The organism is Cryptosporangium phraense, from assembly GCF_006912135.1.
Taxonomy (GTDB): Bacteria; Actinomycetota; Actinomycetes; order Mycobacteriales; family Cryptosporangiaceae; genus Cryptosporangium; species Cryptosporangium phraense.
Genome location: NZ_VIRS01000012.1, coordinates 133,736 through 157,762, shown reverse-complemented (window position 1 = coordinate 157,762; position 24,027 = coordinate 133,736). Strand labels below are relative to the sequence as shown.

25 protein-coding genes, 1 pseudogene and 1 riboswitch are annotated in these 24,027 nt (G+C 71.0%); of the genes and pseudogenes, 17 read left to right on the top strand and 9 right to left on the bottom strand.

Annotated features, from left to right (window positions below):
• Nucleotides 1–37: 37 nt before the first annotated feature.
• The gene (serB, locus tag FL583_RS18600; RefSeq protein ID WP_142705946.1) at nt 38–1,222 is read left to right on the top strand and encodes a phosphoserine phosphatase SerB; all 1,185 of its coding nucleotides are present in this window, start codon (nt 38–40) and stop codon (nt 1,220–1,222) included.
• Here the strand turns inward: serB and FL583_RS18595 are convergent.
• Entirely contained in the window at nt 1,219–1,851 is a 633-nt protein-coding gene (locus FL583_RS18595) for a response regulator (RefSeq protein WP_142705945.1), read from the bottom strand. The two genes, serB and FL583_RS18595, sit on opposite strands and share 4 nt — an antisense overlap.
• The gene (locus tag FL583_RS18590) at nt 1,848–2,975 is read right to left on the bottom strand and encodes a sensor histidine kinase (protein WP_142705944.1); all 1,128 of its coding nucleotides are present in this window, start codon (nt 2,973–2,975) and stop codon (nt 1,848–1,850) included. The genes FL583_RS18595 and FL583_RS18590 overlap by 4 nt, the downstream gene beginning before the upstream one ends.
• A 177-nt stretch (nt 2,976–3,152) precedes the next feature.
• Here FL583_RS18590 and FL583_RS18585 point away from each other — a divergent pair, with 177 nt between their 5' ends.
• On the top strand, nt 3,153–3,698 hold the full coding sequence (locus tag FL583_RS18585; RefSeq protein WP_142705943.1) for a hypothetical protein: 546 nt from the start codon (nt 3,153–3,155) through the stop codon (nt 3,696–3,698).
• On the opposite strand, the gene FL583_RS18580 is transcribed toward FL583_RS18585, so the two are convergent.
• Both FL583_RS18580 and FL583_RS18575 read right to left on the bottom strand, forming a co-directional pair.
• Entirely contained in the window at nt 3,667–4,242 is a 576-nt protein-coding gene (locus FL583_RS18580; protein WP_142705942.1) for an isochorismatase family protein, read from the bottom strand. The genes FL583_RS18585 and FL583_RS18580 overlap by 32 nt on opposite strands.
• 9 nt (nt 4,243–4,251) lie before the next feature.
• The gene (locus tag FL583_RS18575) at nt 4,252–5,523 is read right to left on the bottom strand and encodes a nicotinate phosphoribosyltransferase (protein WP_142705941.1); all 1,272 of its coding nucleotides are present in this window, start codon (nt 5,521–5,523) and stop codon (nt 4,252–4,254) included.
• Between the two features lie 117 nt (nt 5,524–5,640).
• Here FL583_RS18575 and clpS point away from each other — a divergent pair, with 117 nt between their 5' ends.
• From clpS to FL583_RS18550, 5 genes are all read left to right on the top strand, one after another.
• Complete coding sequence (clpS, locus tag FL583_RS18570; protein ID WP_142705940.1) at nt 5,641–5,931, top strand: ATP-dependent Clp protease adapter ClpS; 291 nt, start codon at nt 5,641–5,643, stop codon at nt 5,929–5,931.
• 1 nt (nt 5,932) lies between these two features.
• On the top strand, nt 5,933–6,583 hold the full coding sequence (locus FL583_RS18565; protein WP_142705939.1) for a DUF2017 family protein: 651 nt from the start codon (nt 5,933–5,935) through the stop codon (nt 6,581–6,583).
• A 45-nt stretch (nt 6,584–6,628) separates the two neighbouring features.
• Nucleotides 6,629–7,033, top strand: a complete 405-nt coding sequence (locus tag FL583_RS18560) for a M67 family metallopeptidase (protein ID WP_142705938.1) — start codon at nt 6,629–6,631, stop codon at nt 7,031–7,033.
• A 187-nt stretch (nt 7,034–7,220) separates the two neighbouring features.
• Nucleotides 7,221–7,496, top strand: coding sequence for a MoaD family protein (locus tag FL583_RS18555; protein WP_142705937.1), 276 nt, complete (start codon nt 7,221–7,223; stop codon nt 7,494–7,496).
• 19 nt (nt 7,497–7,515) lie between these two features.
• Nucleotides 7,516–8,466: a PLP-dependent cysteine synthase family protein gene (locus FL583_RS18550; RefSeq protein WP_142705936.1), complete on the top strand. Its 951-nt coding sequence runs from the start codon at nt 7,516–7,518 to the stop codon at nt 8,464–8,466.
• A gap of 572 nt (nt 8,467–9,038) precedes the next feature.
• On the opposite strand, the gene FL583_RS18545 is transcribed toward FL583_RS18550, so the two are convergent.
• The gene (locus tag FL583_RS18545) at nt 9,039–9,794 is read right to left on the bottom strand and encodes a YqjF family protein (protein ID WP_142705935.1); all 756 of its coding nucleotides are present in this window, start codon (nt 9,792–9,794) and stop codon (nt 9,039–9,041) included.
• Between the two features lie 45 nt (nt 9,795–9,839).
• Between FL583_RS18545 and FL583_RS18540 the strand changes: the two genes are divergently transcribed.
• The 7 genes from FL583_RS18540 (at nt 9,840) to thiE (ending at nt 16,343) form a co-directional block, all read left to right on the top strand.
• Nucleotides 9,840–11,030, top strand: coding sequence for an MFS transporter (locus tag FL583_RS18540; RefSeq protein WP_205752251.1), 1,191 nt, complete (start codon nt 9,840–9,842; stop codon nt 11,028–11,030).
• Between the two features lie 49 nt (nt 11,031–11,079).
• A riboswitch (TPP riboswitch) is annotated at nt 11,080–11,204 on the top strand.
• Complete coding sequence (gene thiC / locus FL583_RS18535) at nt 11,196–12,788, top strand: phosphomethylpyrimidine synthase ThiC (RefSeq protein WP_142705933.1); 1,593 nt, start codon at nt 11,196–11,198, stop codon at nt 12,786–12,788. Its footprint overlaps the riboswitch before it by 9 nt.
• Entirely contained in the window at nt 12,785–13,600 is an 816-nt protein-coding gene (gene thiD / locus FL583_RS18530; RefSeq protein ID WP_142705932.1) for a bifunctional hydroxymethylpyrimidine kinase/phosphomethylpyrimidine kinase, read from the top strand. The genes thiC and thiD overlap by 4 nt, the downstream gene beginning before the upstream one ends.
• Nucleotides 13,597–14,661: a glycine oxidase ThiO gene (gene thiO / locus FL583_RS18525; protein ID WP_142705931.1), complete on the top strand. Its 1,065-nt coding sequence runs from the start codon at nt 13,597–13,599 to the stop codon at nt 14,659–14,661. Before thiD ends, thiO begins: the two co-directional genes overlap by 4 nt.
• A 29-nt stretch (nt 14,662–14,690) precedes the next feature.
• Nucleotides 14,691–14,903: a sulfur carrier protein ThiS gene (thiS, locus tag FL583_RS18520; RefSeq protein ID WP_170323730.1), complete on the top strand. Its 213-nt coding sequence runs from the start codon at nt 14,691–14,693 to the stop codon at nt 14,901–14,903.
• Between the two features lie 55 nt (nt 14,904–14,958).
• A complete protein-coding gene (thiG, locus tag FL583_RS18515) occupies nt 14,959–15,669 on the top strand; it encodes a thiazole synthase (protein WP_142706005.1) in 711 nt (236 codons plus the stop codon).
• Nucleotides 15,669–16,343 carry a thiamine phosphate synthase gene (gene thiE, locus FL583_RS18510; RefSeq protein WP_142705929.1) on the top strand — a complete coding sequence of 225 codons (675 nt, stop codon included), beginning with the start codon at nt 15,669–15,671 and terminating at the stop codon, nt 16,341–16,343. Before thiG ends, thiE begins: the two co-directional genes overlap by 1 nt.
• Before the next feature lie 37 nt (nt 16,344–16,380).
• On the opposite strand, the gene FL583_RS18505 is transcribed toward thiE, so the two are convergent.
• Nucleotides 16,381–17,028 carry a response regulator gene (locus FL583_RS18505; protein ID WP_142705928.1) on the bottom strand — a complete coding sequence of 216 codons (648 nt, stop codon included), beginning with the start codon at nt 17,026–17,028 and terminating at the stop codon, nt 16,381–16,383.
• Nucleotides 17,025–18,266 (bottom strand): sensor histidine kinase, encoded by a 1,242-nt coding sequence (locus tag FL583_RS18500; RefSeq protein ID WP_142705927.1) that lies wholly within the window; start codon nt 18,264–18,266, stop codon nt 17,025–17,027. The genes FL583_RS18505 and FL583_RS18500 overlap by 4 nt, the downstream gene beginning before the upstream one ends.
• Before the next feature lie 127 nt (nt 18,267–18,393).
• Between FL583_RS18500 and FL583_RS18495 the strand changes: the two genes are divergently transcribed.
• The 3 genes and pseudogenes from FL583_RS18495 to FL583_RS42985 form a co-directional block, all read left to right on the top strand.
• A complete protein-coding gene (locus tag FL583_RS18495) occupies nt 18,394–19,287 on the top strand; it encodes an ABC transporter ATP-binding protein (RefSeq protein ID WP_142705926.1) in 894 nt (297 codons plus the stop codon).
• Entirely contained in the window at nt 19,284–20,036 is a 753-nt protein-coding gene (locus FL583_RS18490) for an ABC transporter permease subunit (RefSeq protein ID WP_142705925.1), read from the top strand. The genes FL583_RS18495 and FL583_RS18490 overlap by 4 nt, the downstream gene beginning before the upstream one ends.
• A 224-nt stretch (nt 20,037–20,260) precedes the next feature.
• Nucleotides 20,261–20,434: pseudogene (locus FL583_RS42985) on the top strand (DUF397 domain-containing protein); the annotation flags it as partial.
• Nucleotides 20,435–20,488: 54 nt separating this feature from the next.
• Here FL583_RS42985 and FL583_RS41730 read toward each other — a convergent pair.
• Both FL583_RS41730 and FL583_RS18475 read right to left on the bottom strand, forming a co-directional pair.
• Nucleotides 20,489–21,358, bottom strand: coding sequence for a helix-turn-helix domain-containing protein (locus FL583_RS41730; protein WP_142705924.1), 870 nt, complete (start codon nt 21,356–21,358; stop codon nt 20,489–20,491).
• Between the two features lie 681 nt (nt 21,359–22,039).
• A complete protein-coding gene (locus FL583_RS18475; protein ID WP_170323729.1) occupies nt 22,040–23,674 on the bottom strand; it encodes a substrate-binding and VWA domain-containing protein in 1,635 nt (544 codons plus the stop codon).
• Between the last annotated feature and the right edge of the window lie 353 nt (nt 23,675–24,027).

Genomic DNA, 24,027 nt, shown 5'->3' with positions numbered 1-24,027 from the left:
CTACCGTGAGTGAACGCCAGCGATCGGAACCGGAGCGATGACCGAAAGCACTCGTGCCCTGCTCACCGTCACCGGGACCGACCGGCCCGGCGTCACGGCCGCTCTCTTCTCCTCGCTGGCGACGCTCGACCTCGAGGTCCGGGACGTCGAACAGGTCGTGATCCGCGGGCAGCTCCTGCTCGGCGTCAGCGTCGAACTCCCGAGCCCCGACGATCTCGCGAAGGTCCGGGAGAAGGTCTCGAACCTCGGCCGCGCACTCGGCGTCTGGATCGAGGTCGCCCTCGCCCCGGGCGGCGACCAGGCGATGACCCGCCGCGGCGAGAAGCCCCACCACGTCACGGTGCTCGGCCGCCCGCTCACCGCCGAAGCCGTCGCCGCGGTCGCGAAAGCCGTCAGCGACCTCGGCGGCAACATCGACGCGATCACCCGGCTCTCGAAGTACCCGGTCACCAGCCTCGAGCTGCGCGTCTCCGGCGTCGAGAGCGACCCGCTCCGCACGACGCTCTCGGCCCTCGCCACCGGCCACCGCATCGACGTCGCGGTCGAGCGCAGCGGGCTGGCCCGGCGGGCCAAGCGTCTCGTCGTGTTCGACGTCGACTCCACGCTGATCACCGGCGAGGTCATCGAGATGCTCGCCGCCCACGCCGGGCGCGAGGCGGAGGTCGCCGCCGTGACCGCCGCCGCCATGCGCGGCGAACTGGACTTCGCCGACTCGCTACGCCACCGGGTGGCCGCGCTCGAGGGCCTGGACGCGGTCGTCTTCGAGAAGGTCCGGGCCGAGGTCACGCTGACGCCCGGGGCCCGCACGCTGGTCCGGACGCTCAAACGCATGGGCTACCGCTGCGGCATCGTCTCCGGCGGCTTCACGCAGATCACCGACCATCTCGTCGATCTGCTCGGGCTCGACTTCGCCGCCGCCAACACGCTCGAGGTCGTCGACGGCGTCCTGACCGGGCGGGTGATCGGCGACATCGTCGACCGGCCGGGCAAGGCCGTCGCGCTCCGGCGGTTCGCCGAGGCGGCCGGGATCCCGATGGCCCAGACCGTCGCGGTCGGCGACGGCGCCAACGACATCGACATGATCAGCGCGGCCGGCCTGGGCATCGCGTTCAACGCCAAGCCCGCGCTCCGCGAGGTCGCCGACACCGCGCTCAACCAGCCCTACCTCGACGCGATCCTGTTCTTCCTCGGCGTCCCCAGCGAAGAGGTCGAGGAAGCCTAGAGCTGCCTGGCCAGCACCGCGGCCTGCACTCGGCTGCGCAGGCCGAGCTTGGCCAGGATGCGGCTGACGTGCGTCTTCGTGGTCGCCTCGGCCATCCGCAGGCGGGCCGAGATCTCCGCGTTCGACAGCCCCTCGCCCAGGCAGTCGAGCACCTCCCGCTCCCGCGGGGTCAGCTTGTCGAGCTCCGGCGGCGCGGCCGTCGGTACCGGTCCGCGCGCGAACGCGTCGATGAGCCGCCGGGTGACCCGCGGCGCCACCATCCCTTCCCCCGCGGCCACCAGCCGCACCGCCGCGATCAGCTCGGCCGCCTCCGCGTCCTTGAGCAGGAAGCCGGCTGCGCCGGCCCGCAGCGCCCCGAAGACGTACTCGTCCAGGTCGAACGTGGTGAGCACCAGGACGTCGGCGATCCCTTCGGCGGTGAGCTGCGCCGTCGCCGCTATCCCGTCCACCTTCGGCATCCGGACGTCCATCAGGACGACGTCCGGCCGCAGGTCGCGGGCGAGCTGAACGGCCGCGGCGCCGTCCCCGGCCTCTCCCACGACCTCGATCCCGGACGCCGACCCGAGGATCAGCACCAGCCCGGTACGCACCGCGGCCTGATCGTCGGCCACCAGCACCCGGATCGTCACAGCGGTATCTCCGCGTGCACGCGCCAGCGGCCGTCGCGCGGCCCGGCGTCGAGGGCGCCACCCACCAGCGTGGCCCGTTCGGTCATCCCGAGCACTCCGGCTCCTCCGGTCAGCGGGAACGCCGCCGTGGACGCCGGCAGCGGGTTGTCGACGATGAGCGTGAGGGCGTCCGGCCGGTAGCGCAGCGTCGCCTCGACCGGCTGCCCGGACGCGTGCTTCCCGGCGTTGGCCAGCGCCTCCTGGAGGATCCGGTACCCGGCCAGCTCCACGGCCGGCGACAGCGTCCGCACGTCCCCGTCGACGCGCAGCGTGGCCTCGGTGCCGGCTTCCCGGACCCGCTCGATCAGCGCGTCGACCTGGTCGAGCCGGGCCTCGGCGGGGGAGCCGACCCCCTCGCCGGCCCGCAGCACGTCGATCAGGTGCCGCATCTCGGCCAGGCCGCTGACGCTGTGCTTCCGGATCACCTCGAGCGACTGCCGGGTCGTGTCGTCGGACCCCGGGCGGGCCAGGGCGGCAGTCGAGTGCAGCGCGATCACGCTCAGGTCGTTGGCGACCAGATCGTGCAGATCCCGGGCCACCCGGGTCCGCTCGGCGGCGACCGCGGCCCGCTGGTCGAGCTCGGCCAGCCGGGCCGTCTGCTCGGCCCGCTCCCGTTCGACGGTGGCCCGTTCCCGTTCGACGACGGCGGTCTGCCGGTGCCGTCGGACGGTCAGCGCGGTGTCGACCGGCAGCACGGTGAACAGCGCGGCCTGGACGCCCAGCAGCACCCCGGCCAGGCCGTCCTGGGTCACCAGCCCCACCGCGGTGAAGATCAGCGACGCCCCGACCGCGCCGATCATCAGCGCGCGGCCGACCCGGGCCGAGCCCTTCTCGGCCCGGTCGTAGAGCGCGTTGGCCAGGATGAAGATCGACACCAGGTTCGGCCCGACGATCCAGTCGGCGGTCAGCGCCACCGCGGCGATCGTCAGGCTGACCCACGGATACCGGCGCAGGACCAGCAGCGACGCCGCCGACGCCCCGAGCGTGACCACCCCGGTCCACGAGTCCAGGGGGTAGCCCAGCGCGAACAGCACGAGCCCGATGGCGAACGCGCCCACCGCCGCCCCGACATCGCGCCACCGCATGGTCCGATTCGACCACGCCCACCGGCCCGGCGCCTCGTCCCCACCGACGGCTCGCGCCCGCGTAGCGTCCGCCTGAAGATGTAGGAACCGGACCGGGGAACGTCGGCCGGACGGCGGACCGGCAGTTCCTCACGCGGGCCGACGCCGCCGGGCGGGCCGGGCGGAACCCTGGGAACCATGGTTGCCGTCATCGTCGCGTGCGAGATCGGGTTCTGGATCCTGCTGGGGGCCGGGCTGGCCACGAGATACCTGCTGGGGCGGCCGAAGGCCGGCGCGGCGCTGCTGATCGGGACCGCGCTCGTCGACGTGCTGACGCTGATCGCCGCGGTGATCGATCTGCGCCGCGGAGCGACCGCGGACTGGTCGCACGGGCTGGCCGCGCTCTACCTCGGGTTCTCGGTGGCGTTCGGGCCGACGCTGGTGCGCTGGGCCGACGAGCGGTTCGCGCACCGCTTCGCCGGCGGACCGCCGCCGACGAAGCCGCCGAAGTACGGCGCGGCCCGGGCGCGCTACGAGTGGATCCTCTGGCTGCGTGCGGTGGTGGCCTGCGCGATCGCCGGTGCGCTGCTGTTCGGCGCGATCGAGCTGGTCGGTGACGCCGAGCGCACGGCCGCGCTCGGCGGGACGCTGGGTGCGCTGCCCCGGATCGTGGTGATCTGGGGGATCGTCGCCGCCACCTACACGGTCTGGCCTAATTCACCACGGGCTCGCCGACCAGGGTGACGCCGGCCTGCTCCAGCTCCAGCAGCGCGCGCTGGGTGGTCGGGGCAGCGACGCCCGCGGTCAGGTCGAGCAACACGGTGGTCGTGAACCCGTTGCGGGCCGCGTCGAGCGCGGTGGCCCGGACGCAGTGGTCGGTCGCGATGCCGACGACGTCCACTTCGGTCACGTCGTGGTCGCGCAGCCAGTCGGCCAGGCCTTCGCCGTCCTTCGACTTCCCTTCGAACCCGGAGTACGCGGCCTGGTACTCACCCTTGTCGAAGATGGCCTCGAACCGGCCGGTCTCCAGGTTCGGGTGGAACTCGACGCCGCCGGTGCCGACGACCGTGTGCGGCGGCCAGGTGTCGACGAAGTCGGGCTGCTCGGAGAAGTGGTGACCCGGGTCGATGTGGTGGTCACGGGTGGCGACGACGTGGTCCCAGCTGCGGGCGTCGGCGGCCAGCGCGGCCGAGATGCCGGTCGCGACGCCGGCGCCACCGGTCACGGCGAGCGAACCGCCCTCACAGAAGTCGTTCTGGGTGTCGACGACGATCAACGCGCGGGCCATGGTTTCCCCTCAGCTGGCGAACACGACAGGGATGGCCGGCTCGCCGGCCGAGAGCTTCAGACCGTCCCACGGTATCGACACCAGGGCCTTCTCCAGGTGGTCGCGGGATTTGGGCAGGGTCGGCACGTCGTCGGCCTTCACGCCGCTGCGTACGAGCGGGATCTGCAGCAGCCGGTCGTGCTCGCCGTACTCGGGCGTGCCGGTGTAGATGACTTCCTCGATCGCGGTGCCGGTCGACTTGTGCCGCCGGACCGCGGTCTTGCGCCCGCCCCGGGAGGCCTTGTTCTCGCTGCGCTTGGCGACCGGCCGGCCCTCGACCTCGACCAGCTTGTAGACCATGCCCGCGGTCGGGGCGCCGGATCCGGTGACGACCGCGGTGCCGGCCCCGTAGACGTCGACCGGGGCGACCGCGAGCGCGGCGATCGCGAACTCGTCGAGGTCGCCGGAGACGACGATCCGGGTGTTCCGGGCGCCGAGCGAGTCCAGCTGCTGACGGGCCTGCACCGCGAGGACGCCGAGGTCGCCGGAGTCGATGCGGATCGCGCCCAGCTCCGGGCCGGCGACCTCGATCGCGGTACGGATCCCGGCCGTGATGTCGTAGGTGTCGACGAGCATCGTGGTGCCGGGGCCGAGCGCGGCGAGCTGGCCCGAGAACGCGTCCTTCTCGGTGTCGTGCAGCAGCGTGAACGCGTGCGCGCTGGTGCCGGTGGTCGGGATGCCGTAGCGGCGGCCGGCCTCGAGGTTCGACGTCGCGGTGAACCCGGCCAGGTAGGCCGCGCGCGCCGACGCCACCGCCGCCTGCTCGTGCGTGCGCCGCCCGCCCATCTCGATCAGCGGCCGGTCGCTGGCCGCGACGACCATCCGCGCCGCCGCGGTGGCGATCGCCGAGTCGTGGTTGAGGATCGAGAGCGCGAGCGTCTCGAGCAGCACGGCCTCGGCGAACGTGCCCCGCACGGTGAGGATCGGGGAGCCGGGGAAGTACAGCTCGCCCTCGGCGTAGCCGTCGATGTCGCCGCTGAAGCGGTAGTTCTTCAGCCACTCGGCGGTGTCGTCGTCCACCGCACCGGCGCTGCGCAGGAACTCGAGGTCGTCCTCGGCGAAGCGGAACTCGGTGAGCGCGTCGAGCAGACGGCCGGTGCCCGCGACGACGCCGTAGCGGCGCTCCTTGGGCAACCGCCGGGCGAAGACCTCGAACACGCACTCGCGGTGGGCCGACCCGTCGCGCAGCGCGGAGGCCAGCATCGTGAGCTCGTAGTGATCGGTCAGCAGTGCTGTGCCCATGTCGTCAGCCTACGAGCCCGGGCCGGGCGGCGTTCATCGTGGCTGCTCCACCCCGGGGTGGAGAACCGTGTTGCCGGGGGTTGTTGCGCGAACCTCAGGCGATGGCACGATGGATGTATGACCGCTCCCCTGGTCGCTCCGGCGGAGGCCCCGAGCACCTTCGAAAGGCCCGAGCAGCAGAAGCCGTGGGTCACCGTCGTCTGGGACGACCCGGTCAACCTCATGTCGTACGTGACGTACGTGTTCCAGAAGCTCTTCGGGTACGACAAGCCCAAAGCGACGCAGTTGATGTTGGACGTCCACCACAAGGGCCGCGCCGTGGTGTCGAGCGGTACGCGCGAACGGATGGAGCACGACGTCGCGCGCCTGCACTCCCACGGCCTCTGGGCCACCCTGCAGCAGGACTGAGATGACCTACGGCTTCACACGTTCGAAGAACGCTTTCACGCTCCGGCTCTCCGCCGAGGAGGCGCAGGCCGTCGGGCTCGTCGTCGCCCAGGTCGCGGGCCTGATCCAGGCCGGCGATCGGCGCGGGGTCATGAGCCTGGACCTGGGGCCGTCGTCGCTCGGCCGGGCCGAGCCCCTCGGCCGGGATCCGTTCGACGTCGGCGGCCGGGTCCCGCGGGAGGCCGGCGACGTCTTCGACGATTTCGACGCCCCGGAGCCGGACGACGGCGAGAGCGACCCGGTGCTGGCCCGCCTCTTCCCGGACGGCTATCGCGACGACCCGGAGGCGGCGGCCGAACTGCGCAGCCTCACCGAGTCGTCGTTGCGGGAGCAGAAGATCGGCAACGCGAGCGTCATCCTCGACGATCTGCCGTTCGAGGGTGGCGAGATCCGGTTGGAGCCCGAGCGCGCCGAGGCCTGGCTGCTGGCGCTGAACGACGCCCGGCTGATGCTGGGGACCGCGCTGGAGATCGAGGCCGAGACCGATCCGCTGGCCGAGCTGGAGGCCGCTGCTGGGGCCGACCCGACCGGTGCGCGGGTTTTGGGGCTTTCGCTCTACCAGTTCCTCACCGGTCTCCAGGCCAGCCTGGTGGATGCCATAGACCCGGAGTGATGCACGTCCTGTCTGGGGCGGAACTTCGTAGGTACGCTGGTCGCCGTGTTGACTCTGGACCGGGCTCTGTATGACGCCATCGTGGCGCATGCTCGTCGTGACCACCCCGACGAGGCATGTGGTGTGATCGCGGGCCCGGCCGGCACGGACAAGCCCGACCGGTTCATCCCGATGCTGAACGCGGCCCGCTCGCCCACGTTCTACGAGTTCGACTCCACCGACCTGCTCAAGCTGTACCGGGAGATGGACGACCGGGACGAAGAGCCGGTCGTCATCTACCACTCACACACCGCCACCGAGGCGTACCCGTCCCGCACGGACATCTCGTACGCCAACGAGCCGGGTGCGCACTACGTCCTGGTCTCTACCCGGGACGACGTGGACGTCGAGTTCCGGTCGTACCGGATCGTCGACGGCGTAGTGACCGAAGAGCCGGTGGAGATCGCATGACGCCGACTCAGTCGTATCTGTTCGCGCATACTCCGGTCGAAGTCGTCTACGACTGTCGTCGCGCCTGAGATCAACCCGTGCCGGCGGCCAGGTGTGCCGTCCGGCACGCGGGGAATCACCACCCGTTCCCCGGGTTGTGTCTGCCGGGCCCCCGCCGGCTGCCATCCAGTCACTTCCAGGAGATTCAATGGCGATCGAAGTTCGAATTCCGACGATCCTGCGCACCTACACCGGTGGCGAGAAGACCGTTCAGGGCGACGGTGAAACGCTTCAGGCGCTCATCGCCGACCTCGACGGCAAGTACCCGGGTCTGCGCGGACGCCTGGTGACCGACACCGGCACGCTGCACCGCTTCGTGAACGTCTACGTCAACGACGAGGACGTCCGGTTCACCGGGGCGCTCGACACCGGGCTGAAGGACGGCGACTCGGTGACCGTGCTGCCCGCGGTCGCCGGCGGCTGATTCGACGAGGGAGACAACCGTGGCTAGGTACGACTCGCTGCTCGACGCCCTGGGCGACACGCCGCTCGTCGGCCTACCACGGTTGTCGCCCAGCGACGACGTCCGTCTCTGGGCCAAGCTCGAAGACCGGAACCCGACCGGGTCGGTCAAGGACCGCCCGGCGCTGTTCATGATCAACGAGGCCGAGCAGCAGGGGCGGCTCCGTCCCGGTGACACGATCCTCGAGCCGACCAGTGGCAACACCGGTATCTCGCTGGCCATGGCCGCGAAGCTCAAGGGGTACCGGCTGATCTGCGTCATGCCGGAGAACACGTCGATCGAGCGCAAGCAGTTGCTCGGCATGTACGGGGCCGAGATCATCGCGTCGCCGGCCGCCGGCGGGTCGAACCAGGCCGTGGCGATGGCCAAGCAGCTGGCCGAGGAGCACCCCGACTGGAAGATGCTCTACCAGTACGGAAACCCGGCGAACGCGCGGGCGCACTACGAGACGACCGGGCCGGAGATCCTGCGTGACTGCCCGTCGATCACGCACTTCGTCGCCGGGCTGGGGACGACCGGAACGCTGATGGGAACCGGGCGGTACCTGCGTGAGAAGGTGCCGGACGTACAGGTCATCGCGGCCGAGCCGCGGTACGGCGAGCTGGTGTACGGGCTGCGGAACATCGACGAGGGGTTCGTGCCCGAGCTGTACGACGCCAGCGTGCTGACGACCCGGTTCTCGGTCGGCCCGCGCGACGCGTTGCTGCGGACCAGGCAGCTGATCGAGGTCGAGGGGATCTTCGCCGGGATCTCGACCGGGGCGATCCTGCATGCGGCGTTGGCGACCGCGCACAAGGCGGTGAAGGCCGAGCAGCGGGCGGACATTGTCTTCATCGTGGCCGATGGGGGTTGGAAGTATCTTTCTACCGGTGCTTATGCCGGTACTTTGGCGGAGGCTGAGGCCGCTTTGGAGGGCCAGCTCTGGGCGTAGGCCCGGTTTGGTCCGTGATAGCTGATCCGGTCGGCCGGCTCCGAAATCGCGACGCGGATCCCATAGGTCCGATGTTGCCGACGCGCATTGGGTGGGTTGGCCTGCTCGACCTGATGGACCCCGAATTCGGCCGGCCGGGTCGGACGTTCCTCGCGGACGAGGGCTGCCGAGGTCGCGAGTTCGAGCACCAGCTCACTCGCCGCCGCGGAGCGCCGCTGGTCACCGGGCCGGCTGCCCGGCATGATCGCGGCCTTCGCGCCTCGGGGCACAACAAAACACGCGCACGCCACCGCGAATCGGCCGACTCTGCATCGAGCTACGGTGCCTCTCACGAGCCGTCCGCCGCTCGGAGTTGGTCGCCGGGGGCACCAACTGGCCGGGCCAGGCGACCCTCGCGACGAGGGCTATCAGCGCCGCAAATTCGAGCACCAGCTCGCCCACCGCGGCATCCGGGGGGCTGATTCCGGCCCACCATGCCAACTCGGCATCGAGGAGCACGGCGCGCGGACCGTGACCGGCGTCTGTGGCCGCTGTCGCGGATCCGGCGGCTGATGCGGTTGGCTGGGTTCGGACTAGCGGCGCGAAGTCCACGTCTGCGCAGGTGGGCCCGGATGGCGTGCAGGAAGCGGGGAACCGAATTTCACGGGGACGCCCTCGCTGAAGAGGACCGACGGGGGCGGGCCCTCTATCGGGAGGCCGGCGGCTTCCAGCACGGTTTCATCGAGGTCGACCAGCGTTGCGGTGCGTAGGGGCCAGGCCGGATGTTCGTTCGGCAGGTAGAGGGTCTTGCCGTGCCAGGTCGTGTGCAGACCCCACCGCGCCGTCAAGAAATCGTTGAGCGGATCCTCCGGCGCCACACCCCCCGGACGCACGGTGAACGCGGCCCGCGGCCCAGGATCGGGCCAGCGACGGACGCTGCGATACGTGAACGCCCCGCCCTCGGAGCGCGAGATCGACATCCGCGACCACACGTAGTTCAACCCGAGCGAAACCCGCCCGATCATTACCGGCAGTAGCCGCTCGGCGTCCAGAGACCGGAACACCACCCCGCGCCGGCCGGCGCCGTCCACCGAGTAGAGCCGCACGTTCGTCTCGGCGAACCGTCCGAAGTACGGGACGCCCAGCCCGAGACCGACGCGGTCCATGCGGAACCCGATCAGCCCGACGTAGGTCACGCCGTCGAGCGTGTCCGGCCGCGTGCCGCGGGGCAGCAGCGGCGCCACGCGATCCGGGTCGACCGGCCAGTGTAGGAACGACAGATCGCGCCACCACTGCGTCAGCACCGCCCGGCGGATCGGCCGCGGGGCAGTGCGGGTCACCGGCTCCACGACCCCAGCCTACTATCCTACATAATGAGACGCTATTCTCGAAATATGGAATCACGGCGGCGTTGGGTGGTGTTGGCGGCGGGCGTGGCCGGAATGACGGCCGGGTGCGCGTTCCTCTACGGACTGCCGTACCTCCTCCCGCGCCTCCGCGCCGACGGACTCTCGCTCACCGAGGCCGCCGTCCTGGTCGCCTGCCCGACGTTCGGCCTGCTGGCGACGCTGGTGCTGTGGGGAGCCCTGGCCGACCGCTACGGCGAGCGCGGGGTGATCGCGCTGGGGCTGGGCGGCGCCGGGCTCGTCCTGCTGGCCTTGCTGGCCGCGCACGGACCGGTCGCGCTGGGCGTCGGACTGGTCGTCGCCGGGGCGTTCGCCGGGTCGGTCAACGCGGCCAGCGGACGCCTGATCCTGGGCTGGTTCGGCCCGGCCGAGCGCGGGCTGGCGATGGGCATCCGGCAGATGGCCCAGCCGCTCGGCGTCGCCGTGGCCGCGGTGGCGGTGCCGGTGCTGAGCGACTCGGGACGGAACCCGGCGCTGGCCTTCCTGGCGGTGAGTTGCCTGGTGACAGCCGTGCTGATCGCGGTCGTGGTGCGCGACCCGGCCCGGACCGCCGGTGCCTCGGCCGGGACGAACGGGAACCCGTACCGCACTCCGGTGCTCTGGCGGCTGCACGGCGCCGGTGCGCTGCTGGTGTTCCCGCAGTTCGCGGTGGCGACGTTCGGGCTGGTGTTCCTCGTCGACTCGGAGCACTGGGGTGCGGCGCAAGCCGGTCGGCTGCTCGCGGTCGGTTCGTTCGGGGGAGCGGCGGCGCGGCTCTTCGCCGGGTGGTGGTCGGACCGGGCCGGCAGCCGCACCGGCCCGATGCGGATCCTGGCCGCCATCACCGCCGGGGTACTGGCAATCCTCGCGGCCGGCGCGGCCGGCGCCCCCGACCCGGCCGGCGCCGCCGAAGCCGCCCGGGGAGGCCTGGCCGGCCTCGCGGTCGCCGCGCTGGTCGCCGCCGCGGTGGTGTCGGTCTCGACCAACGGCCTCTCGTTCACCGCCGTCGCCGAGTACGCCGGACCAGGCTGGGCCGGTCGCGCGCTCGGGATCCACAACACGGGCCAGAACGGCGTCGCGGCCGCGACCGCGCCGGTCCTCGGCGCCGTCGTCACCCACGCCGGCTACCCGGTCGCGTTCACCGCGGCGGCCTGCGCCGCCGCGCTCGCCGTCGTCACGGTGCCGACGCTCCGTAACTGAGGTGACGCGGACGGTTCCGTTCCCGACGAGTCGGGGTTATGGTGGCCCGGTCCTTGTACGCGGGAGCTCGCGCCGAAAGCGGGCTGAGAGGGTGGCTGTCCGAACTGGACGGTGCCACCGACCGCTCGAACCTGACCGGGTAATGCCGGCGTAGGGAGCGCTCAGATGAGCCGTGCTGTAACCGTTGGTCCGTTGCCGGGCAGCCGCAAGGCCTACCGCGGCGACCTGCGGACGCCCGTCCGCGAGATCGAACTGACCACCGGCCAGGTGGTCGAACGCTACGACACGTCCGGCCCGTATACCCAGACCGACTACGTCCCCGACCTGCAGAAAGGCCTGCCCAGGCGCGGCCGGACCCGCAACCACCCCACCCAGTTGCTGGCCGCCCGGGCCGGCGAGGTCACCGCCGAGATGGCCTACGTCGCCGCCCGCGAGCACCTCCCGGCCGAGCTCGTCCGGGACGAGGTCGCGGCCGGGCGGGCGGTCATCCCGGCCAACGTCAACCACCCCGAAGCCGAGCCGATGATCATCGGCAAGCGGTTCCTGGTGAAGGTCAACGCGAACATCGGGACGTCGGCGGTCACGTCGTCCCCGGCCGAAGAGGTCGAGAAGATGGTGTGGGCGACCCGGTGGGGCGCCGACACGGTCATGGACCTGAGCACCGGCCCGCGCATCCACGAGACCCGCGAGTGGATCCTCCGCAACTCCCCGGTGCCGATCGGAACCGTGCCGATCTACCAGGCCCTCGAACGCGTCGGCGGCGACCCCACCGCGCTGACCTGGGACGTCTACCGGGACGTCGTCATCGAGCAGTGCGAGCAGGGCGTCGACTACCTGACCGTGCACGCGGGCGTCCGCATGGAGTACGTACCGCTGACCGTCGGTCGGAAGACCGGCATCGTGTCCCGCGGCGGGTCGATCCTCGCCGCCTGGTGCCTGGCCCACCACCGGGAGAACTTCCTCTACACCCACTTCGCCGAGCTCTGCGAGGTCCTGCGGACCTACGACGTCACGTTCTCCCTGGGCGACGGGCTGCGGCCCGGTTCGGTGTACGACGCCAACGACGACGCCCAGCTGGCCGAGCTGCGCACGCTGGGCGAACTCACGCGGGTGGCCAAACAGCACGGCGTCCAGACGATGATCGAAGGCCCCGGGCACGTGCCGATGGACAAGATCGCGGAGAACGTCCGGTTGCAGCAGGAGTGGTGCGACGAGGCGCCGTTCTACACGCTCGGTCCGCTGGCGACCGACGTCGCGCCGGGCTACGACCACATCACGTCGGCGATCGGCGCGGCGATGATCGCCTGGCACGGCACCGCGATGCTCTGTTACGTCACCCCGAAGGAGCACCTCGGGCTGCCGGACCGCGACGACGTCAAGGCCGGGGTGATCGCGTACAAGATCGCCGCGCACGCGGCCGACGTGGCCAAGGGCCACCCCGGCGCGCAGGCGCAGGACGATCAGCTCTCCGACGCGCGGTTCGAGTTCCGCTGGGCCGACCAGTTCGCGCTGGCCCTCGACCCGGAGACCGCGCAGGCGTTCCACGACGAGACGCTGCCGGCTGCGCCGGCCAAGACCGCGCACTTCTGTTCGATGTGCGGCCCGAAGTTCTGCTCGATGCGCATCAGCCACGATCTGCGCGCGAACGCGGAAGCGCGCACGGCGGAAGCGGGCATGGCGGAAGCGGGCATGGCAGCGAAGTCGGCAGAATTCCGGGCTGGAGGCGCGCAGATCTATTTACCGGTGGTGAACCAGTGAGCCCAGTAGTTGCGCTGACGGTGGCCGGATCCGACTCGGGCGGCGGGGCCGGCCTCCAGGCCGACCTGCACACGTTCGCCGCGTTCGGCGTCCACGGCACGACCGCGGTGACGGCGGTGACCGTGCAGAACACGGTCGCGGTGAGCGCGGTGCACGAGATACCGCCGCACCTCGTGGGCGAGCAGATCCGGGTGGTGATGGAGGATCTCCGCCCGGGCGCGGTGAAGACCGGGATGCTGGCCTCGGCGCCGATCATCCAGGCGATCTCCGACGCGTTCCGGCGGCACGGGATCGGCCGGGGCGGGACGATCCCGCTGGTGCTGGACCCGGTGTGCGCGTCGATGCACGGCAACCCGCTGCTGCGTCCGGACGCGCTGGCCGAGCTGAAGGCGATGTTCGCGCTGGCGACCGTCGTCACGCCGAACCTCGACGAGACCCAGCTGCTCGTCGGGACGCGTGACCAGCGGGCCGCCGCGCGGGCGCTGCTCGAGCTGGGCCCGCAGTACGCGCTGGTGAAGGGCGGCCACGACAGCGGGCCGCGGAGCCGCGACCTGCTCACCGACGGGTCGACCGAGCTCTGGCTGGACGCGGCCCGGATCGACACCGGCAACACCCACGGCAGCGGGGACACGCTGGGGGCCGCGATCACCGCCCGGCTGGCCGGTGGAGACACGCTCGCGGAGGCGGCCGCCGTCGCCAAGCGGTACGTCACCACGGCGGTCGCGACGAGCTACTCGGTCGGCGCCGGTCACGGCCCGGTCGGTCACCCACCGGCCGCGGAGCCGGTGGTCCGCGTCGAAGTACCGTCGTGACCCGGGTCCTGGTGGTCGGGGCCGGGGTCATCGGGCTGTCGAGTGCCTGGGCGCTGACCCGAGCCGGGGCGGCGGTGACCGTCGTCGACCCCGATCCCGAGCGGGGTGCCAGCCCGATCGCGGCCGGGATGCTGGCGCCGATCGCCGAGGCCCACCCGACCGAACCCGCGCTGCTGGCGGCCGGCCGCCGGGCCGTCGAGGCCTGGCCCGATTTCGCGTCCGCGCTGGCCGCGACCGGCGTCGACCCGGGGTACCGCACGACCGGCACGCTCGTCGTCGGCTACACCGCGAGCGACCTGGCCGCGCTCGACGACCTGGCCGCCCGCCTGGCCGGGCTCGGCGTCGACGTCGAACGCCTGACCGGGACGGCCTGCCGCCGAGCCGAGCCGGCCCTCGCGCCGGGCGTCCGCGGGGGTCTGGACGTGCCCACCGACCACAGTGTCGACAACCGGGCGTTGCTCCGAGCCTTACGCACGGCGCTCGGCGCCGCAGGCGTCGAAATGATCGCGGAGGCCCCGGCCGAGGCCGACGTCACGGTGATCGCGGCCGGGGCGTGGACTCCGGAGCTCGAGCCGTCGCTGGACGGCCTCGTCCGGCCGGTGCGGGGCGAAATCGTACGGCTGCGCGCCGGGCGACGGACACCTGTGCTCTCCCGGACGGTCCGGGCGTTGGTCGACGGTCGGGGCGTCTACCTGGTGCCCCGCGCCACCGGCGAGCTCGTGGTGGGCGCCACCCAGGACGAGGTCGGCTTCGACCGCACGGTCACCGCGGGTGGCGTCCATCGCCTGCTCACCGACGCTCGCCGGGTACTGCCGGCCGTCGACGAGTACGCGCTCGTCGAGACGTCGGCCGGGCTGCGGCCGGTGAGCGCGGACGGCGCTCCGATCGTCGGCGCGGTCGGACCGGGCCGGGTCGTCGCGACCGGGCACGGCCGCAACGGGATCCTGTTCGCTCCGCTCACCGCGACCCTGGTCGCGGATCTGGTCACCGGCACGGCGCCGGACCCGCTGGTGGCCGCGGCGTTCGCACCCGGACGATTCACCCCAGCGAGGATTCGATGATCCAGAGTGGACCGAACGGGGTACAGCCGATGACGACGTTACGGGTGAACGGCCGAGAGGTCGAAGTGAACGACCCGACCGTCGCGGCGGTCGTCCAGCACGTGACGCAGCGCCCGGCGGGGTTCGCCCAGGGCGTCGCAGTGGCGGTCAACGGCGAGGTGGTGCCGCGCGGCGGCTGGGCCCTGGTCCGGCTGGCCGACGGCGACCACGTGGAGGTAATCATGGCGGTGCAGGGTGGTTAAAGGCATCACGGACGCGCTGGTCATCGCCGGGAAGCCGCTGGCGTCCCGGCTCATCATGGGCACCGGAGGCGGTTCGATCAGCCTGTCGACGCTCGGCGAGGCGTTACGCGCCTCGGGCACGGTGCTCACCACGGTCTCGATGCGCCGGGTCGACCCGGCGTCCGGAATGGGGGTGTTCCCGGTGCTCCGGGAGTACGGCATCGAGCCGCTCCCGAACACGGCGGGCTGCCGCACGGCGGCCGAGGCCCTGCTCACCGCCCAGCTGGGGCGCGACGCGCTGGAGACCGACTGGGTGAAGCTCGAGGTCGTCGCCGACGACCGGACGCTGCTCCCGGACCCGGTCGAGCTGCTCACCGCGGCCGAGCAGCTCGTCGCGGACGGGTTCACCGTGCTCCCGTACACCAACGACGACCCGGTCCTGGCCCGGCGGCTGGCCGAGGTGGGCTGCGCGGCGGTGATGCCGCTGGGGTCGCCGATCGGGACCGGGCTGGGCATCCGCAACCCCGACAACATCGCGATGATCGTCGAGGAGGCGACGGTTCCGGTCATCCTCGACGCCGGGATCGGCACGGCCAGCGACGCGTCCGAGGCGATGGAGCTGGGCTGCGACGGCGTCCTGCTCGCGAGCGCGGTCACCGGCGCGCGTGACCCGGTCGCGATGGCGACCGCGATGCGTCTGGCCGTCGAGGCCGGTCGCCTGGCCTTCCGGGCCGGCCGGGCTCCCCGCCGCTGGTACGCCCAGGCCTCGTCGCCACCGGTGGTGTGATGGCCCGGTCCGTGGCCGCGCCCGGCCGCCGCGCCGCTCCCGCCGATCGGCGGGAGCGGCTCGCCGCGGCGCGCCTCTACCTCTGCGTCCCCGACCGCCCCGATCTGGACGCCTTCGCCGACGCTGCGCTGGCCGGCGGCGTCGACGTCGTCCAGCTGCGCGAGAAGGGCATCGAGGCGCGTACCGAGCTGGCGCGGCTCGCCGTGCTGCGCGAGGCCTGCGACCGGCACGGCGCGCTGCTCGCCGTCAACGACCGGGCCGACGTGGCCCTGGCCGCCGGCGCCGACGTCCTCCACCTCGGCCAGGACGACCTGCCGGTTGCCTGGGCCCGGCGGATCGTCGGCGACGACGTCCTGATCGGACGCTCGACCCACTCGGCCGGGCAGGCCCGGGCGGCCGCCGACGAGCCCGGCGTCGACTACTTCTGCACCGGCCCGTGCTGGGAGACGCCGACGAAGCAGGGTCGCCCGGCCGCCGGGCTGGGGCTGGTGCGGGAGGTGGCGGCGGCCGCGCCGGACCGCCCGTGGTTCGCGATCGGCGGCATCGACGAGGCCCGCGTCGCCGAGGTGCGCGCGGCCGGCGCGTCGCGGATCGTCGTGGTGCGGGCGATCACCGACGCTGAGGATCCGCAGACCGCCGCGCGGCGCCTTCGTGCCGCGCTGGGCGACGGATGAAAGCGGATTCGGCCTGCGATAGCGAGCCCGATCCGCGTCAGCCCCCGGCGTCGTGAGCCAGTAACGCCAGCTGTACGCGGTTGTTCAGGCCCAGCCGGGTCAGGATCCGCGACACGTGCGCCTTCACCGTCGCCACGCTCATGAACAGCTCGGTGCCGATCTCCGCGTTCGACGCGCCTCGCCCGACCGCCGCGGCAACCTCCCGCTCGCGTGGGCTGAGCTGGGCCAACGCCCGGACCGCCGCCGCCTTCCGGGCGTCGACGCCGGTCTCGGCGACGTGCGCGATCAGCTGACGGGTGACGGTGGGGGAGAGCATCGGCTCGCCGGCCGCGACCGCCCGGATCGCCCGCACGATCTCGGCCGGTGCGGTGTCTTTCAGCAGGAAACCGCCGGCTCCGCAGCGCAACGCGCGCAGCACGTACTCGTCCGCGTCGAACGTCGTCAGGACGATGACCTCGGGTGCGTCGGGGGCGCGGCGGAGTGCCTCGGTCGCGGCCAGGCCGTCCTGCTGGGGCATCCGGATGTCCATCAGGACGACGTCCGGATGGACGGTCCGGACCGCGGCCGGAACCTCGACGCCGTCGGAGGCCTCGCCGACGACCTGCAGATCGTCGGTGCCGGCCAGGATCATCGTGAGCCCGGCCCGCACCAGCGGATCGTCGTCGACGATCAGGATTCGAGTCATGTCGGTGCGCTCCAGGGCAGCCAGGCGGTCAGGCGGAAGTCTCCGGCCGTCGACGGGCCGTGCTCGAGCCGCCCACCGACCAGCCCGATGCGTTCGCCCAGCCCGACGATGCCGGTTCCGGCGCCGGGAATCGTCGTCTCGGGGATCCGTAGCGGTAGCCAGTTCCGCACCTCGACGGTGAGGCCGTCGGACCGGTCGCCGCTGACCGTGACCCGCACCGCGGCCCCGTTCGCGTGCTTGCGGGCGTTCGTCAGGCCCTCCTGAATCACGCGGTACGCGGTTCGGCCGGTCACCGCCGGTACCGCGTCGGGGTCGTCCACCCGGACGTCGAGATCGATCGTGGCGCCGGCCCGCCGGGCCTCGGTCACCAGACCGGGGACGTCGCCGAGCGTCGGCTGAGGCCGGTCGCGTTCGACCTCGCCGGTGCCCTCCCGGAGGACCCCGATGACGTCCCGGAGCTCCTGCAGGGCCTGGTGGGCGCTGGAGCGGATCACGCCGGCGGCCTTGGCGATCTCGTCGGGCGGGGCGTCCGGGCGGAACTCCAGGGCCCCGGCGTGCAGGCTGAGCAGGGAGATGCGGTGGGCGAGGACGTCGTGCATCTCCCGGGCGATCCGGGTCCGCTCGAGCTGCCGCGCCTGCTCGACCCGGCGTTGCTGCTCGTCTTCGGCCCGCTGAGCCCGATCGCGCAGCGAGTCGATCAACGCCCGCCGGGCCCGGATGAAGCTGCCCCAGGCCACGATGCCGCCGGTGAGTAGCGCGATGAACATCAGCGAGACCCAGTACGGCAGGTCGGGCGTCGGCCGGACGACGACGTAGACGGATCCGGTGACCGCCCAGACCGTGGCCGCGAACGCCGTCGCGCGCGGTCGGCAGTGGATCGCGACGGTCAGCAGCGCGATGCCCTGCGCGACGCTCGCGTACTCCGAGACGACGCTGACCACCGACAGCAGAACCGAGATCTGCACCGGCCAGCGGCGTCGCCACCAGATCAGCGGGGTGAAGAGCGTCGCCAGAGCCAGGTCGATCCAGTGGACCGTGTCGGAGAACGGGCGGTGACCGAGCGCGAGCGCCACCCAGTAGCCGAACGGGATCGCGACCGACGCCAACAGGCACGTCAGGTCGACGGCGAACTGCCGCCTCGGGGAGCGTCCGGAGGGGCGATCGGCGGCCAGCGTCATCAGCATCGCCGCGGCGCCGTGCGGGTCGGCGTCCGCATTCCGATCCGTTGCCGACGCCATAGGGCCAGGCTACGGCGGCCGCAGGCCGGCGGATACCGACCAAAGTTCACGGTGGACGCTACTTCGGCCATCGGCCGTAGCCTTCCGGGCGACGCCTCCGGACGTCGCGGAACGCGACGCTCTCGGCATGATCACGGTGGACGGACTGACCAAGACGTACGGATCGTTCCGAGCGGTGGACGACATCTCGTTCCGTTGCGAGCCCGGGAGCGTCACGGGTTTCCTGGGGCCCAACGGGGCCGGCAAGTCGACGACGCTGCGCATGCTCTGCGGCCTCACCCCACCCACGTCGGGGACCTCGACGATCGGCGGGGTGCCGTACCGGGACCTGCCGAACCCCGGCCGCGAGGTCGGGGTCCTCCTCGACGCCGCCGCGCAGCACGCCGGCCGCAGCGGCCACGAGGCGCTGGCGGTGTCGGCGCAGGTCCTCGGCGTGGACCGTTCCCGGGTGGGTGAGCTGCTCGTAAAGGTCGGGCTACCGCCGGTGGCCGCGAAACGGCGGGTGGGGGCGTACTCGCTGGGGATGCGGCAGCGGCTCGGGCTGGCGAACGCGCTGCTGGGCGACCCGACCGTGCTGATCCTCGACGAGCCGGCCAACGGGCTGGACCCGGAGGGCATCCACTGGATGCGCGGGCTACTGCGCGAGTTCGCCGATCGAGGCGGGACAGTGCTGCTGTCGTCGCACCTGCTGCACGAGGTCGAGGTCGTCGCGGATCACCTGGTCGTCATCGGTGGCGGCCGGATCGTCGCCCAGGGGAGCAAGGCCGACCTGCTCCAGGTGGCCGGGGTCCGGGTGCGGGCCACCGACGTGGACGTGCTGCGCACGTCCCTGGCCGCGTTCGCGGTCACCGAGCACCCCGACGGGAGCTTCGACGTGGACGCCGACACCGAGGCGGTCGGGCGGGCGGCCTACGCGGGCGGAGCCGTGCTGACCGAGCTCCGGCCGGTCGACGGAAACGGTCTGGAGGAGATGTTCCTGCAGCTCACCGCTGCGTCGAACCGAGAAGGGGTGGCAGCATGACGGTCGTGACGGAGAGGATGCCGTCGCTGGGGCGGCTGACGCTGGTGGAGCTGCGCAAGATGGCCGACACGCGGGCCGGCCGGTGGCTGCTGGCCAGCGTCGGGCTGATCACGATGGGCCTGGTGCTGGTGCGGCTGTTCGCCGGCCCCTCGGACACCAGGACGGCCGACGAGTTCTTCGCGTTCGCGCTGGCCGGGTCGGGCCTGCTGCTGCCGGTGCTGGGCATTCTCGCGGTGACGAGCGAATGGAGCCAACGGACGTCGCTGGTGACGTTCACGCTGGTGCCCAGGCGCGCCCGCGTCGTGGGGGCGAAGGTGCTGGCCGCGGCGGCGATCGCGCTGGCCTCGGTGGGCGTGGCCGTCGTGGTGGCCGTGCTGGGGAACGTGGCCGCCGACCTGATGGGGCGGGGTGGAGGCTGGGATCTCGGAGTGGCCGAGGTGGCCTACGGAATCGTCTTCCAGACGATCAACATGCTGATGGGGATCGCGTTCGGGGCGTTGCTGCTGGCTTCCGGGTTGGCCATCGTGCTGTATTTCGTGATCCCGACGGCGTGGTCGGTGCTGGGGGAGTCGGTCGCGGCGCTGGGGGACGCGGCGAGGTGGCTGGACCTGGGCCGGACGACCGAACCGTTGCTGATGGGGTCGGTGAGCGGAGGGGAGTGGGGGAGGTTGGCGAGTTCCGTGGGCCTGTGGGTACTGCTGCCGTTGGCGGCGGGGTTGGTGCGGGTACTGCGACACGAGGTGAAGTGACCGGTCGGTTAAGGCCTGCTGTGCCTTGATTCGTTACTTAAGAGACATTATTGACTAATTTGTCCGATACGACGTATCCTCCGCTAGAGCGGCACGCTGCTCATCGACACGACGAGCCGTATAGGCGGCTGGGTGAGAGCCTGTCGTCTAGTGGAAAGAAGGACCCGGATACGCCACTGCCGTCGTTGTTCTGCCCGGCCGCACGACCAGCTGGGAGAGCAACTGTGGCACGGCATCTGGCACTGCAGTCGTGGTCCGGGTGGCGCAAATCGCGACACTCCATCACGACCAATTGCGTGCAGGTCCAACTGTTCGGAGGAATGGTTCTCCTCGGAGACACGAAGCATCCGACCGGAGTCTTCCTCCGGATCCGGCCTCGTCTCTGGGCAACGTTTCTCGCCGATCTCCGAGCTCACCGATTCGACTTGGACGCTCTTCGTTCGGCCGCGAAGTCAACCGACGGTGAAGAATTCCATCGGAATCGCGAAGCGCTCGACGTCCTCGAAAATTCTCAGGCACCGGGCTGGGGAGATATGGCGCGGATCTGGGCTCGATTCGCTCCCCGCTTCGCGAAAGATCAGCTCGCCCAGTGGGTACTCGACGTGGAGGATGTCCCCGTCCGCGGGGTCGGTGAACTGGAAGATGATGTAACCGGTGTGACACATCGGGTAGAAGCCGCTCCGGTACGGAACGACATGCACCGTGACGTTGGGCCGACCGGCGATTTCCCTAATCCGTCGAGTTTGCCGCGACATCACGGCCTTGCTCCCGACGATTCGATGCAACACGGATTCGTCCAAGAGGAAATGCATCTCGGGGGCGTCGGACCGGTCGAACATTTCCTGACGTTCCATTCGAAGATCGATCAGCGCATCGATCTTGTTCTGCTCCGCTCGATCGCCTTCCTGCACCGCGATGATGGACCGGGCGTAGTCTTCCGTTTGCAGAAGCCCGGGAACCACGACCGGTTCGAAGTCGCGAATGATCGCCGCCGAGGACTCGTAGCCGAGCATAGCGATCAGTTGTGTGGATGCCACGCTCCGGTGACCATCCCACCAGGACCGGCGGCGCGCGTTTCGCGCTAGGGCGACCAGGCGGCTGATCTCGCGGTCGTCCGCGACCCCATATAGGTTCAGCAATGCCCGCAGGTCGTTGATCGAGATGCGCACGGTGCCGGTCTCGATGCGTGCGAGCTTGGACGGATGCCAATCCATGGCCGACGCGACATCCTTCTGGGTCAGTCCCGACGTCCCCCGCACTCTGCGCAGTTCCCCGCGAAGGCGCCGTCTCAGTACGTTGGGATCAGTGAAACTCGAAGGCATTTCTGCTCCTTCCGTCCCGACCGCGAACGCAGTCACCGGTGAAGCCGGCCCATGAGAGAGCTGCTGCGGCGGGGGGAAGCGCACACATCTAGCCCAACCATTCGGGCAGGCCAGGTCGTCCAGTCCTGGCCTGCCCGCGTTGACTGACTAGCGTCGATCTCGGCTGGCCAACCATTGTACAGTCCATTCTCCGACCACTGCGAGAAGTTGCGGAGCGATGACCCATAGGGGTGAATGTTCGATCACGCAACAACCGGCGACAGCACTCACGGTGATCGATCGGGCATAAAGTAGAGCCCGCCGAACTCTCGTCCGGAGACCCGTTCGGCCGCTCCTGCCGCAATCGGCACAGTACGAAGAGGCAGGCGTGAATTGATTCACTCCCATTATTCGCTCCCGCGATCAGCGTTGTTCTGACCGACAAAAGGGTAGGCGCGAGCCGGATCGCTGGGCAGGGACTCGCATTTGTCGTCTGCGTCCGCGACGTGATGGCGCCGACTGCATTATGCATTTCGTAGTGCAGCCTGGCGGCGGGCAGTTGCCAACCGCAGAATTCGCCGGTTCGGAGCGTGGATGGCGATCGCCGATGGCAGTTGCCAAGCAGGTGTGAGTCAGGTCGCCCCGGAAACGACGAGTGCCCCCGCGCAACGCGCGAGGGCACTCGACCAGCAGAGGGAAGACCTAGCTCTGGCCGCCGATCAGCGTCGCGAGGAACACCTTCTCGATGTCCGCTCCCGTCTTCGCCGGATAAGCGTTCCCACCAACCGCCTGCGTGATCGTCTTCAGCTCGTTCAGGTCCGCATCCGGTCCGTACCCGATGATCACCACCTGCACAGGCTTGTCCGGGTCGGCGGTGGCCTTCAGCTGCTTGATCAGATCCTCCTGCGAGATGCCGCCCGGGTCCTCGTTCTTCCCGTCGGTCATCATCACGACCATGTTGAGCCGGTTGTCGCCCAACCAGTGCGCCTGCATGAACTTGTACGCGGCCAGCATGGTGTCGTACAGCCCGGTCGAGCCCTCGGGCACCAGGTCGTTGTAGATCGTCGCGTCCAGGGCCTTGCGGCGCGAGGTGCCGTCGGGGAGGTTCCCGCCGACCGGGCCGATCGGCACCATCTCCTGGTAGTCCTTGTCGCCGTCGAGCTTGGTGGAGAACCGCCAGCTGCCGACGTGCGTGTCGGGGTTGAAGAGCGCGTCGGCGCGGAGGCAGGCCTGCTGCACCACCTGGATCCGCTTGCCCTGACCGTCCGGCGCGGCCTCGTCCATCGAGCCCGAGCTGTCGATGACCGCGAGCACGTTGGCCTTGCGCTGGAGCGCGGTCCAGAACCCGACCGTCTGGTCGACCGACTTGATGTCGGGCAACTGCCTGGCCTCGGACGTCGACTGGCTGCCCATGCCCAGGTCGGTGTCGAGCCCGACCGCGTACTGGGTGGAGTTCTGCGGGTCACGGAACCCGGCCTGGCCGTACGCCCTCTGCGCTTCCTCGCCCTGCAGGTAGCTCAGGAACTGCTGCGCGATCTTCTTGCGCACCGAGTCGACCCAGTCCGCCTTCAGCACCAGGTACTGGTACTCGGCGTAGACCGTGCCCTCGTCCGGGTTGATCGCGACCAGGGGCACCTTGGGCTTGGCGTTGTCGTATGCGGCCACCTGGGCCTCGGTCGCCGGGAACGGCCCGGAGCCGGCCAGGCCGGCCTCGGTGTTCGTCACCTTCTTCATGTTCGCGAAGAACGCGTCGCTGGTGACTGCCTCGACGGTCGACGCGCGGGCGAGCAGCAGCGCGTTGCCGAGTTCGGTCTCGGTGACCGAGTTGTCGCCGTCGGCGTCCGCGACCGAGAGCAGCGTGCCCAGCGCCGGGAACGACGCCCGCGGGTCGCCGATGCCCATCTTGATCGGGCCCCAGACCGAGTGCTGGTACTTCGCCCAGGTGGTGCCGGCCACCCGGCCCTGCGCCAGCTCGGCCCAGGAGAGCGTCTTGTCGGGCCAGCCCAGCGCCTCGGCCATCGGCCGCGGCAGCGTCATGACGACGGGCGAGGTCGCGATGAGCGACGGCTCGCCGGAGACCATCTGGGCGACGTCAGGGCGGGCGCCGGTGCGCTCGATCCACACCTGCGAGTCCGGCATCCAGACGTCGACCCGCGGTTCGCCCGAATCTTCCTTCCAGTTCGGCGTCAGCGAGCTCGCCACCTCGGCGGACTGGACGGCCCGCACCGCGATCTGGGCGCAGCGGCCGTCGACCTCCGGGGCGTCCTTCTGCCACTTGTCGGCGAGGGACTGCACCACCGGAGCTTGGTCGGGGGAGGCGGCGATCGACAGCTGCACCGAGCTCCCGCTACAACCGCCCGTCACCCATAAGTAGCCGAAAGTAGTTCCGCTGACTACGGTGGCCAAGACGATCGCCACGACCACCCAGGGGGCGATCGCCCGCTTGCGCCGGGTGGCACCGGATGCGCCGACCCGGTCGGCTGCTGATCGTCGGCTGACTTGCAAACTGCGGTGTCGACCGCGAGCCATCACTGCTCCGCGTTAGGCGTTGACACCCGTCAGTGTCAACAACGTCCATCACTTCCGTCACGTACGGCGGAGCATACGCAGCGCAGGGGTCGCGCCGCGGGCCGCCGACGGAACCTACGGAATTCCACCTTTTTGTCGAATCCCATGGGGGCCGAACGGCC